The sequence below is a fragment of the Treponema pallidum subsp. pallidum str. Nichols genome (genome assembly GCF_000410535.2).
Lineage (GTDB): Bacteria > Spirochaetota > Spirochaetia > Treponematales > Treponemataceae > Treponema > Treponema pallidum.
Genome location: NC_021490.2, coordinates 52,584 through 64,026, shown reverse-complemented (window position 1 = coordinate 64,026; position 11,443 = coordinate 52,584). Strand labels below are relative to the sequence as shown.

The 11,443-nt window shown below is 50.2% G+C and carries 11 protein-coding genes; 7 read left to right on the top strand and 4 right to left on the bottom strand.

The annotated features are described in order from the left end of the window. Positions 1 to 96: 96 nt before the first annotated feature. The gene (locus TPANIC_RS00265; RefSeq protein WP_010881503.1) at positions 97 to 1,056 is read right to left on the bottom strand and encodes a TrmH family RNA methyltransferase; all 960 of its coding nucleotides are present in this window, start codon (positions 1,054 to 1,056) and stop codon (positions 97 to 99) included. Positions 1,057 to 1,226: 170 nt separating this feature from the next. Between TPANIC_RS00265 and TPANIC_RS00260 the strand changes: the two genes are divergently transcribed. Beyond that, on the top strand, positions 1,227 to 2,282 hold the full coding sequence (locus TPANIC_RS00260) for a ribonucleotide-diphosphate reductase subunit beta (RefSeq protein WP_010881502.1): 1,056 nt from the start codon (positions 1,227 to 1,229) through the stop codon (positions 2,280 to 2,282). A gap of 88 nt (positions 2,283 to 2,370) precedes the next feature. Here the strand turns inward: TPANIC_RS00260 and prmC are convergent, their stop codons facing one another. Further along, the gene (gene prmC / locus TPANIC_RS00255; protein WP_014342246.1) at positions 2,371 to 3,387 is read right to left on the bottom strand and encodes a peptide chain release factor N(5)-glutamine methyltransferase; all 1,017 of its coding nucleotides are present in this window, start codon (positions 3,385 to 3,387) and stop codon (positions 2,371 to 2,373) included. Beyond that, positions 3,387 to 4,442: a peptide chain release factor 1 gene (gene prfA, locus TPANIC_RS00250; protein ID WP_010881500.1), complete on the bottom strand. Its 1,056-nt coding sequence runs from the start codon at positions 4,440 to 4,442 to the stop codon at positions 3,387 to 3,389. Before prfA ends, prmC begins: the two co-directional genes overlap by 1 nt. Positions 4,443 to 4,592: 150 nt before the next feature. On the opposite strand from prfA, the gene TPANIC_RS00245 reads away from it, so the two are divergent. From TPANIC_RS00245 to TPANIC_RS00220, 6 genes are all read left to right on the top strand, one after another. Further along, positions 4,593 to 5,201 carry a phosphoribosyltransferase gene (locus TPANIC_RS00245; protein WP_010881499.1) on the top strand — a complete coding sequence of 203 codons (609 nt, stop codon included), beginning with the start codon at positions 4,593 to 4,595 and terminating at the stop codon, positions 5,199 to 5,201. A gap of 230 nt (positions 5,202 to 5,431) precedes the next feature. Then, positions 5,432 to 6,523: a M23 family metallopeptidase gene (locus TPANIC_RS00240; protein ID WP_014342245.1), complete on the top strand. Its 1,092-nt coding sequence runs from the start codon at positions 5,432 to 5,434 to the stop codon at positions 6,521 to 6,523. Between the two features lie 21 nt (positions 6,524 to 6,544). Then, on the top strand, positions 6,545 to 6,976 hold the full coding sequence (locus TPANIC_RS00235; RefSeq protein WP_010881497.1) for a bactofilin family protein: 432 nt from the start codon (positions 6,545 to 6,547) through the stop codon (positions 6,974 to 6,976). Between the two features lie 5 nt (positions 6,977 to 6,981). Beyond that, positions 6,982 to 7,503 (top strand): YaaR family protein, encoded by a 522-nt coding sequence (locus TPANIC_RS00230; protein ID WP_010881496.1) that lies wholly within the window; start codon positions 6,982 to 6,984, stop codon positions 7,501 to 7,503. A 92-nt stretch (positions 7,504 to 7,595) separates the two neighbouring features. After that, positions 7,596 to 8,222, top strand: a complete 627-nt coding sequence (gene ricT / locus TPANIC_RS00225; protein ID WP_237249921.1) for a PSP1 domain-containing protein — start codon at positions 7,596 to 7,598, stop codon at positions 8,220 to 8,222. A 361-nt stretch (positions 8,223 to 8,583) separates the two neighbouring features. After that, positions 8,584 to 9,483 carry an adenosine deaminase gene (locus tag TPANIC_RS00220; protein WP_010881494.1) on the top strand — a complete coding sequence of 300 codons (900 nt, stop codon included), beginning with the start codon at positions 8,584 to 8,586 and terminating at the stop codon, positions 9,481 to 9,483. A 55-nt stretch (positions 9,484 to 9,538) separates the two neighbouring features. Here the strand turns inward: TPANIC_RS00220 and mnmG are convergent, their stop codons facing one another. Further along, the gene (gene mnmG / locus TPANIC_RS00215; protein WP_010881493.1) at positions 9,539 to 11,431 is read right to left on the bottom strand and encodes a tRNA uridine-5-carboxymethylaminomethyl(34) synthesis enzyme MnmG; all 1,893 of its coding nucleotides are present in this window, start codon (positions 11,429 to 11,431) and stop codon (positions 9,539 to 9,541) included. Positions 11,432 to 11,443 lie beyond the last annotated feature (12 nt).

Genomic DNA, 11,443 nt, shown 5'->3' with positions numbered 1-11,443 from the left:
CGTTCTCAGAGGCACACGCGGACGCACGTCAACACGCACTGCAAAACCAATTGCGCTGTAGGTTCCATACCTCACACCCGTCTACTTTCCCTACTCTCAACTTTCACGGGAATTGGCACGCGCCCCCGAGCGGGGAATAAGAACACGTGCTCCATTTTTCTGCCCCTTTTCCTCTAATTGCCCACAGCGGTGCACACGCTCTTGTGCACGTGGCGTGGCCCGATGTCCCTGCGTGTAGTCCTGAGGAGATTGACGCAACTGTACGATAGTGGACAAAAAAAGCGCACCCGCTTGCGCAACATTTAGACTTTCCACCTGACCACTGCCTGCAATCCGACAGAGATGATCGCAATGCGCAGTCAAATGCTCAGAAAGCCCTGTCTCCTCGTTTCCCAGTACTAATATTACCGCTTCTTCAGGCGAGAGTATGTTTGAAAGCCGTGTAAGCGATCTGAACGCATGAGGGGAGGCTCCCACACGGGTCATTTTACCTGCACACATTTCCAATACTTCCTGCGCATTTGTACAGCGCAACAATTGCACAAACTCCATTCCTCCCTGCGCAACCCGATATGTTGCGCTTGTAACCTGCGCCTGCTGTCGACAGTCACTCACCACCAGTGAGTGCACTCCAAAAAAAGCAGCACTACGTATAATCGCCCCCAGATTGTGGGCATCTCCTACGCGATCGAGTAACACAACAAACTCACGCCGTTGTACCCAAAATTCAACCTGAGAATGAGTCACGGCTGGAAAGCGCGGCTCGTCTATGGTAGCAGCAACCCCCTGATGGTGAACGGATTGCGTCAATCGCTCAAGTTCCTGCGTATTAGCGCTACGGTAGAGCCTCTTTCGTGCAGCAAGGTATGCACACAGGGGTCCGAAGCGTTTCGCACGCACAGGGGTAAAAAAGAACCGATGAATTTTCTCTGGATGTATGCTGCCAAGCGTTTCCACAGCACGCAGGCCGCAGACGGTTAGAGAGGCTCGGCGCCGCTTAGGAGGCTCGTGTGATAGCTGACTTCGTGCTTGTTCACGCTTCATGTGCTCGAGCATAACGGATTTCCTACGTCTCTGTTAGGTTTCCCCAAACCTACCCACAAAACAGGGACCACCACACAAGACACAGAGCCCTGCAGACAGACATTTTTACGCCCGCCGCAATTGAGAATTCAAAGTCCATCAAGTATACTACCCTGTGCCCGCACTCAGGAGGAGGTTTCATCATGATGGAAAGTTCAACGATACTGCAAAGACGCGCGCTGTTTAATGAGGCAGGAGACATTGAACTTCATAAGCGACGCATGGTCGGGGGGAACACTACCAATCTCAACGACTTTAACAATATGAAGTATCCCTGGGTCAGCAAGTGGTATCGGCAGGCAATGAACAACTTCTGGATCCCCGAAGAAATCAACATGAGCAGTGACGTGCAAGATTATCGTAATCTATCCGCTATCGAGAAAACCGCGTACGATAAAATCCTCTCCTTCCTTATTTTCCTAGATAGCATCCAGACTGCGAATCTGCCAAATATTGGTCAGTACATTACCGCAAATGAGATTAACCTGTGCCTAACCATTCAGGCTTTCCAAGAGGCTGTGCATTCGCAGAGTTACAGTTACATGCTGGACACCATTTGCTCCCCCGAAGAACGCAATGACATTCTATACCAGTGGAAGGACGACGAGCATCTGCTTGCGCGCAATAAATTCATTGGCAACTTGTACAACGAGTTTCAAGATGACAAAAGCGTACTCGCACTGCTGAAGGTAGCAATTGCGAATTATGTTTTGGAAGGAATTTATTTCTATTCGGGTTTTATGTTCTTCTATAACTTGGGGCGTAATAACAAGATGCCCGGCTCGGTGCAGGAAATTCGTTATATCAACCGCGATGAAAACACACACCTGTGGCTTTTTCGATCCATTATTCAAGAACTGCAAAAGGAAGAGCCACAGGTGTTCACTGCACGCAATGTACGCTTATTTCGCGATATGATTCGCGAAGGATGCGAACAAGAAATTAAGTGGGGGGACTATGTCATTGGGGATCAGATCCCTGGACTAAATCGCCACATGGTGGCAGACTATATCCGGTATTTGGGTAATCTTCGTTGCGAAAATTTAGGCTTTGAGCCCTTGTACGAGGGGCACCGTGTAGAACCGGAATCGATGAGCTGGGTAAGTCAGTACAGCAACGCAAACTTGATTAAAACCGATTTTTTTGAAGCAAAATCAACCGCGTACGCGAAGTCATCCGCAATGGTGGATGATCTCTAACTCCTTCATGTACTCAGCCTATCGGCCAACGCGGCGCGGACATCCACCTGCAAACGCCAGGATAACCACTCAGTCGCCGTGTTTCACCCTAGCCACTCGGCGCTGTTACAGCTCTAGACTGCGAGCGCAGTATCCCGCTAATCAGGCGCTCTTTCCCGGAGAGATCTTTTGAAATTTTCACCGTGGCAAACCCTGCTGCCTGGAAGATGCGCGCTGCACGTTGTGCGTGGTTTGAGCCGACCTCGCAAAACACGCACCCGCCTTCCTTTAGCGCTGCGGCACTGTGGTGTGCGAATGCGCGAACCAAGTCTAGCCCATCTGCACCCCCATCTAAGGCACCGAGAGGCTCCCCTCTCCCGTCCTGCAACAGCGCGCGCGCTTGCGCACTCGGTACGTAAGGCGGATTTGCACATATCACATCATACGGAACGCACACCCCGCGCTCCTGTACCACGTCCGTGCCTTCAGAAGGAGAAAAGAACGGAATAGGAGCACGCACATCTGCGTGCACGAAACGTACGCGCGAATTTGCAGATACATCCAAGAGTCGGCGCGCGTTATACCGCGCTACGGCAAGGGCCCGCATGCAAATGTCGGATGCAATGACATAGAGAGGTGGCGTGCCACGCGCACGCAACATATGCATAAGTGCAATGGCAATACACCCGCATCCCGTACACGCCTCGAATATCTTCAAGACAGGCAGTGCACTTGTGTCTTTATGCACAGATACTGAACGCGGCTTCATCATTTGGGACGCAACGTGCGCCAGGACACTTTCTACAAGCAATTCGGTATCCGGTTTAGGGATAAGCGTAGCACGGGTGACACGGAATCTCAGACCAAAAAACTCTTTTTCTCGAGTCAGATACGCCAACGCACGTCCCCTACAACGAAGATGCACGAGACGCTTAAACTCGTGTGCAACGGAGGCAATCTCATCCTGCTGGTGGGCGAGAATCCACGCACGCGGCTTCGCAAGCAACTTCGACAGAATAAGGTCTGCATCTAAAAGCGGTGTGTTCTGTCCGCGCAAACAGGGGGCGTCTTGAAACAACGCTCGCGCGTACATACGCGCCTGTCGAATCGTACAGAGTTCTTGCACTAGATTACACTCTCTCGAGACGCAATACACAATGGCTCGATAATGTCATCCAACGCACCCTGCATCACTGCATCTAGCTTGTAGAGCGTAACACGCACGCGATGATCCGTAACACGGTTCTGAGGAAAATTATACGTGCGAATGCGCTCGGAACGATCCCCTGAACCAACTTGACTTTTGCGTTCCCTTGCACGGGCAACCTGGCGCTTCGATTCCTCTAAATCATACACTCTGCTGCGCAATACACGCATGGCCTTGGCTTTGTTTTTGATTTGACTCTTCTCGTCCTGACAGACAACGACAATGCCCGTAGGTAGATGTGTAAGACGCACCGCAGAATCAGTGGTGTTGACACACTGCCCACCAGGACCACTTGCACGCATGACATCAACACGCACGTCCTCAGCACGAATGTCCACTTCAGTCTCTTCCATCTCAGGCAGCACTGCAACGGTAACCGCACTGGTATGGATGCGCCCCGACGCTTCAGTGCTAGGGACACGTTGAACGCGATGCACACCCGATTCATAACGTAAACTGCCATACACATCGCGCCCCGAGATAGAGAACGTAATTTCCTTAAATCCTCCCAACTCTGTTTCGCTCACTGCAAGGACTTCATAGCGCCATTGTTTTGACTCAGCGTAGTGCGTGTACATTCTAAATAGATCTGCAGCAAAGAGCGCTGCTTCATCACCGCCGGTACCGCCGCGAATTTCCATGATAATATTCTTCTCTTGCAAAGAGTCGGGGGGAATAAGCAGCGTCTTTAGTCGCTTTTGACTCGTGTGCAGTGCAGCTTCAAGTGTACGGATCTCTTGCCGAATAACGTCCTTAAAATCAGCATCCGACTCATCTTGGATGAGAACGTGCGCGTCTTCCAACTGCTTCTCAGTAAGCAAATAGCGATCATACTCTTCCATCAGTCTGGAAAGATAGGCGTGATCGCGCATACGTTCACGATAACTCTGAGTGGAAGAGAAAAGCGAAGGATTCTCCACTTCCTGCTGTAGTTTTCTCCACTGAGCGCGCAGTTCTTCCAACTTTTCTATCACGGGGGCCCTCGCGCAGGAGCATAAAATATTCAGGCGAAGCTTTCAACAAAGACAGTTCCAGGCCACGACACGAATAGAAAAAGAGCTTGCCATGATGCTAAAAAAGCATTAGATGTAGGGTGTTTTCGTGCTCGTGCAGGAGAGGCTAACGTGAAAAAGCGATTTATTCCGTACAATGTGATCCGTGATGAGGGTTTCGGTATGGCCCGGCGCATCGTGGCAGACAGGTTCGTGCCAACGGTTATGTACGTCCCCATACGGGGTGGAGTATATCTGGGTAACGTGCTCAATGAGTATTTAACCATCGCGTACAAGGCAGAGCCTCCTATCCTGTACGCAGCGGTAGTTGCTCACTCGCACTGTGATTTGCGTAAGCGGCGCGTCATCAGCGTAGATGGCTGGACCTACCCTCCTGAGTACCTACGCGTCGGGGATAAGGTGCTCATCGTAGATGATATCTTCGATTCAGGCGCAACCATCAACTACATCGCTTCCCTGCTTATGCAAAAGGGCCTTGCGCGTGGCGACATCCGCGTGGCTGTCTTCAATTACAAAGTATTCGTGGGAGAAAAACAGCCCCCGGTGTTGCCGGACTACTGGTGCATCAAGCACGAGGTACGTAGCGAGGCAGATAACGAGTGGTTCCATTACATGAGCCACGAGCTCTCTGGGCTTACTGCAGCGGAGCTCGAGCAGTACTACTACGCGCAGAACCCTGCCCTGCGCAAAACGTTGGCTGATATCAACAATCAGCTATAGCAGCACGGAAAAGTCCTCCCGCTTTTCCCTCAGCGCGGGGGCCAAGCCAGTGCTCGCTCCTGGCCAGGGTTGGGGCTCGTGTGCCCTCTTGGTCCTCTTTAAAGAAAAGAGCAAGTAGAACCGAAGCTTGGGTTGGGTGCCCGCGTCCTCGTGCTCAGACCGTCCCGTAGTTCCACGGTTTGACAGTATCTAACCGCGGTGATACCGTTTTCCCCGGAGAGGTCTTGCGCATGGCACGCATCCGAAGATACAAGCGTATTGAGTACGCGTTCGTTCGTTTTTGTATTGACCGGTGTACGCGTTGTGCGCGGCTTGTACGCGAAGCCGCAGCGCGCCTGGGCGCCGCAGGCCGTGCAGAACTCACCGTCATGTTAGTACCACACTCTCAGTGTGCGGCCCGGACTTTCTGTACTACCGCTCGCACGCTCTTGTGCGTTCTTCTGTGCGGTGTTGGCGTGTTGGCTTCTTTTTTTTGGTTTGCCCATCAGTCTGTCACCTCCGCACGTCGCCTGGCGGCGGTCCGCGCAGAGGTGGACAGAACGCAGGTGCACCTTGCACTCCTGCGCCAAGAAGCAGCAGAACTTATTCGCACTTCTAAGGCGTTCCAGACTTCCCTTTCCCAAACTTTCTCTCAGGTTGGCCTCAGTGGGCTCCAATCTGGGGCAGAAAAACCAGTACGAAGTGTATCCGACACAAACCAGTCTAACGAGCCGGATGATGCGTCAGCAAAGGATGGAGCACAAAAGGGAAACGTTGGAGTGACAGAACAGCATGGCAAAAACGCGCAGGGCGTTGGGTCGGAGCCAGAGGAACTGCGGCGCATAGCCGCCTATTTTCAGAACTCTGTGCAGCCAGTACGGGAGATAGGAAAGTTGCTCAATTCGCAAACAGCACTTTTTTCTGACATTCCCAGCCTGTGGCCCATAAAGGGAGGCGTAGGTCACATTTCCATGGCATTTGGCAAGAACCGACATCCATTTACAGGGCAGTGGTATGTACACAAGGGTATTGATCTATCCACTCACCGTTCAGGGGATCCTATCGTTGCCACTGCAGACGGACATGTGGTGACGGTAGAATACGATTCGGGTTGGGGAAACTACGTTATTATCAAGCACAAACATGGGTTTTATACCCGCTACGCGCACATGCAATCCTACACCGTCACCCGTGGGCAGCACATCCGACAAGGACAAATCATCGGTTATATCGGCGCCACGGGTGTAGCGACTGGTCCACATCTGCACTATGAAATACATATCGGCTCTGACGTTGTCGATCCTGGTAAATACCTCAACGTCAAAACTGCAGGGGCAGGATAGTGTCTCAACAGGATGGAATACATGGCAAAGATTGAGCGTCGCTCCATGAACACGCTTATTGGTGCAGGCTCCCGTATCAGCGGGAACGTTGTTGTCCCCGGTTCAGTTCGCATTGAAGGGGATGTCGATGGGGACGTTATCACTACAGGGCACGTGGTAATCGGGAAGCGCGCGCGTGTCCGCGGCGTCATACGGGTAGGGAGCATCATCGTAGGAGGAATGGTTGAAGGAGATATCGTTGCGTCAGAGGCGGTGCAGGTGCTCCCTTCTGGAGTTATTCTGGGCGCAGTGCTTACCCGAAAAATTGTGGTGGACGAGCAAGCTTTTTTGGATGGTTTTTGCTATGCAGTGGCAGATCAAGAGGGATTCAACAAAGTGCTCAAGGCCTATCTCGGTCGTAAAAGTATTCATACGTCTGCGTTTGGATACAACAAGTACAGCAAGTCAGGATAAAGCGGATGGGATATCGCGTAGGAAATTCTGACTCTACGTCTTTACTGTCCGCATTCGCTCCTCCTGAGAGAGCCAAAAAAAAGTCAAAAGAAAAACGGCCCCTGCAGGCTGCGCGCTTTCTCTCCCTCCTATATCCTAAGACGGACCCGCACTCTGCAGTGCAGGATCCGTCTCTTGTTCACGAAGAACATCAGACACGGTTGGCGTATCTGCAAGATCGCCTATGCTCCACAGGGGATATATTAAAAAACACGCGCACGCTAGAAACCATCGCCGCATATAAACAGGCGGTCAAAGAATTTGTCCAATACGCGATTAAGCACAATTACACCACTGAGTCAAAAAGCAGTATCAGGATAGACAGGGGAACAGGTATGCCTGATACGGTAATATTTACAAAAATAAAGGTCATTGACCAAAAGCTGGCTTCCTTTGTAAGGGAGCTCATGTCTCACCAGGTAGATCAACTCACGGTTTTACAGAAAACGGAGGAAATCTACGGTATGCTCGTGGACCTACTGATCTAGCACTAAGGAAACTTATCATGATACCTAAACTGAGCCCAAATGCTGACCCCTGCACAGCGTGTGCTTCCACCCCTGCCTTTCCGCCGCAGCCCATGGAGGAGGAAGGAGAGTTTTTATATCAGTTGCGTCTTGAGTACTCCCGCGAAGTGTTATATGCGCGTTTTCACGCGGCGCTACGCGTGCACACTTTTGTCGTGGTACCCACGCGTTATGGCAACGACATTGCTCGGTGCGTAGGGCGTATACGTACACCGGTACAAACCGATATCGCGAGTGTGGTACGTGTTGCATCAGACCAAGATTTGTGCACATGGCACATACATAGGGAAAAGGAACGTGCTGCGGAAATGATTTTTCGGGATCGCATTGAGCACTATCAACTTGAGATGAAATGTATTTGCTGTCACTATCCTTTAGAAGAAGCACGCGTGGTATTTCTATACAGTGCGCCAGCACGTGTTGATTTCAGAGAATTAGTTAGAGACTTAGGAGCTACATTTGGTACGAGAGTCGAACTGCGACAGATAAATGAACGGGAAGAAGCGCGGATAGTAGGCGGAATTGACTGCTGCGGGCGCGCGCTATGTTGTTGCTCAGTGTTCAGCAGGTTGCGTCCAGTCTCGGTAAAAATGGTAAAGGAAAAAAATCTATTATTTCGTTCAACCCAGATGATGGGTCGTTGCGGACGATTGCGCTGTTGTTTGACGTTTGAGGAATGATCGTTACACACGTAGCCTGTGTGGCGCACCTAAGTCGCTGCACCCACTCGTAACACCACACTCACATGTGCAGTGTGTTCGCGTGTACAACCGATGTGAGCGTGGTGGGGTTTGTTAGCAAGGGGACGTTGATCTGTTCGTGCTGCTGATTGTCTTTGTCCCGTCGTATAGAACACACTCGCAGGTTTCCCTGCCCAATACCATTACTTAGCCCACCTCCTCTAGGAAATTTTCGTAAATGCAGAACGTTTGGTAATACTTGATTTTTTATAAGTCTCCATTGAATATAGGAAACGAGTATACCCGTTAAAAGCATAGCATTGCTCGACATTATCTATTGTTTTACGCAAGAGGATGCAGAATGAAGAGTCTTGAATATTATCGATCACAGCCAAAAGCAGATGTGCACACGCATCTGAATTTGAGTATGAAATACGAACGATATAAGCAATGGTCAGGAGTAGTCATTCCAAACTTTCCACGTAAAATGCGCGGGCTCGACGAAATGCATGAAATTATTGGTGAGTACACGCGTCCTCAGTGTAAAACTGCGCAAGACGTGTTGAATTTGTTTACCATGTCCATAGAGGATGCCATTGCAGACAATGTCGTCGTAATGGAGACATCAGTTGATATTGGCTTTATCACCCATTATGAAGAAAATTTGGATCATTTCTTATGTGATTTAAGCGATCTGCATCGACGCTACAAGCGCAATGTTACCCTTCACTTTGAGCTCGGTATCTCCAAAATACGAGAGCGCAGCTTCGTAGAACAGTGGGCTGAGCCCATGATGCGAAGCGGTATCTTTGAAAATATTGACCTCTACGGTCCAGAGATTTCCGAAGGAATCGAAGATTTCATCTATATTTTTAAACTGGCCGAGAAGTATCACTTAAAAAAGAAAGCCCACGTAGGCGAGTTCTCTGATGCGCAATCGGTACGGCACTTTGTCGAAATATTTAACCTGGACGAAGTCCAACATGGCATCGGAGCCGCTACTGACGAGAACGTTTTGCGGTTTCTAGCTGAAAGAAAAGTTCGCTGTAACGTATGTCCAACCAGTAATGTCATGCTCAACGCGGTGGAATGCCTAGAAAAACATCCTATAAAAAAAATGATGGATGCAGGGGTCCGTGTTGGGTTAGGAACTGACGATCTTCTCTTTTTTGGAAAAACAAATAGCGAACAATTGTTTGATATGGTTTCCTGTGGCCTTATCACCGAACTTCACGCCGAAGCGCTCCTTGCTGTGCGTTAAAAGTACGTACAAACACCTGCCTGATAAGGCGGTTCTTCTATCTCTGCGGTAGCTGCTACCGCTTTAAGTGGGCGAGCAACAGCATTACGTCAGAGGGTCTGATTCCGCGCATTCTCCCAACCTGCCCGATAGTGTCCGGGCGAACGTGTTCCAATCGTGTACGGGATTCTACAGAGAGACCTGATATACGCGCGTAATCAAAATGCGCTGGTATCTTTATTCCTTCCATTTTCTCCACTTGTGCAATTCTTTGATCCTGTGCAGCGATGTAGTGTTCGTAGCGTATCTCCACCCCAACCGACTGGAACACTTCCAAAGGGAACTGCGCTATCTGCTCGTTCAGCGAAGCGATAAGCCCAAGAGGTATTACCGGATCACGTAGCGTAGCTGCAAACGATTTACCTATATGCGGCTTCAGCTGAACATATGCGTTTGCATGGGTAAGACTAACTTTGTTGGTCTGAAGCAGATGCAAGATCTCGTGCTTCGTACGCATCTTTTTTTGCAACGTTTCTACAGCAGATTTCTTCTGCAGCCCAATGGCGTAAGCTTTTTCTGTAAGACGTTCATCCGCAGTATCGTGACGGAGTTTCAAACGATACTCCGCACGCGCGGTAAACATCCGATAGGGTTCGTCTATTCCTTGTGTTACAAGATCATCTATCATGACGCCAATATATGCTTCGTCGCGTTTCAGAACAAATGGATGATACTCCTCTTTGGTTTTAGTACTGCGCGCGTACAGCGCAGCGTTAATCCCGGCGATAATACCCTGACCTCCAGCTTCTTCATAGCCGGATGTTCCGTTAATCTGACCTGCAGAAAAGAGCCCGCTCACCCTTTTTGTTTGCAAATCAATACCAAGTTGTACAGGGAATAGCACCGCATAATCCACCGCGTATGCAGGACGCGTAATAACCGCGCGTTCCATACCAGGGATAGTGCGGATCATTTCATCCTGTATATCCTCTGGCAAACAGGATGAAAGCCCGTTTATATATAACTCTTCCGTATCTAATCCTTCCGGTTCTATGTACAGCTGGTGACGTATCCTGTCGGGGAACTTCCTCACTTTATCTTCGATAGACGGACAATATCGTGTCCCTACCGCCTTTATTCTGCCAGAAAAGAATGGAGAACGATGAAAATTCTCACGGATGAGCTGATGCGTTCTCTCATTGGTGTAATTAATATAACAGTCCGCATGTGGACGATTGATTTCCACGTGAGCAAAGGAAAAAGGACGCATGATAGCGTCGGCTTCTTGCTTTTCCATTACCGAAAGATCTACAGATTTTCGTAGTACGCGCGCGGGCGTACCCGTCTTCAGCCGTCCCATCTGAAACCCCTTTTTTCTCAGCGCAGCTCCCAGCCCTTCAGCGGCATGTTCCCCTAATCGGCCTTCAGGTGCCTCATATTCCCCAATATACACACGCCCTTCCATAAAGGTCCCCGTAGTCAGTACCACCGCACGTGCAGAGATGCGTCTGCCGCGTGCGGTAACTACCGCATGCGCTGCCCCATACGCTACATATCCTGCATCAGTGGTATTGGAACACACAACGTCTACCACTGTGTCCTGATACAGGTGAAGATGCTGCGTACATTCCAACGTATACTTCACCTTCTGGGCATACAAAAACTTATCTGCTTGGATACGCGGCGCCTGCACTGCAGGGCCCCGGCTTTTGTTGAGCAGTCGATACTGAATCATGCATGCATCCGCAAACTTTCCCATCTCTCCGCCGAGTGCATCGATTTCTCTTACAATATTCCCCTTGGAAATTCCTCCAATGGAAGGATTACATGAGAGCCTGCCGATACTATCGATTGTCTGAGTGATGAGTAACGTGTGCTCCCCCATACGGGCAGCGGCCAGCGCCGCTTCGGCACCTGCGTGTCCACCACCGACGACGATAACGTCATAGTCAGAAAATCTGAAACCCATGGGCAGCGGATT

Bases quoted from the DNA above. Each gene is read 5' to 3' on its own strand.
- TPANIC_RS00265 (WP_010881503.1), bottom strand. From the start codon at position 1,056: ATGCTCGAGCACATGAAGCGTGAACAAGCACGAAGTCAGCTATCACAC.
- TPANIC_RS00260 (WP_010881502.1), top strand. From the start codon at position 1,227: ATGATGGAAAGTTCAACGATACTGCAAAGACGCGCGCTGTTTAATGAG.
- mnmG (WP_010881493.1), bottom strand. From the start codon at position 11,431: ATGGGTTTCAGATTTTCTGACTATGACGTTATCGTCGTCGGTGGTGGA.
- TPANIC_RS00220 (WP_010881494.1), top strand. From the start codon at position 8,584: ATGAAGAGTCTTGAATATTATCGATCACAGCCAAAAGCAGATGTGCAC.
- TPANIC_RS00230 (WP_010881496.1), top strand. From the start codon at position 6,982: ATGGGATATCGCGTAGGAAATTCTGACTCTACGTCTTTACTGTCCGCA.
- TPANIC_RS00235 (WP_010881497.1), top strand. From the start codon at position 6,545: ATGGCAAAGATTGAGCGTCGCTCCATGAACACGCTTATTGGTGCAGGC.
- ricT (WP_237249921.1), top strand. From the start codon at position 7,596: ATGGAGGAGGAAGGAGAGTTTTTATATCAGTTGCGTCTTGAGTACTCC.
- TPANIC_RS00240 (WP_014342245.1), top strand. From the start codon at position 5,432: ATGGCACGCATCCGAAGATACAAGCGTATTGAGTACGCGTTCGTTCGT.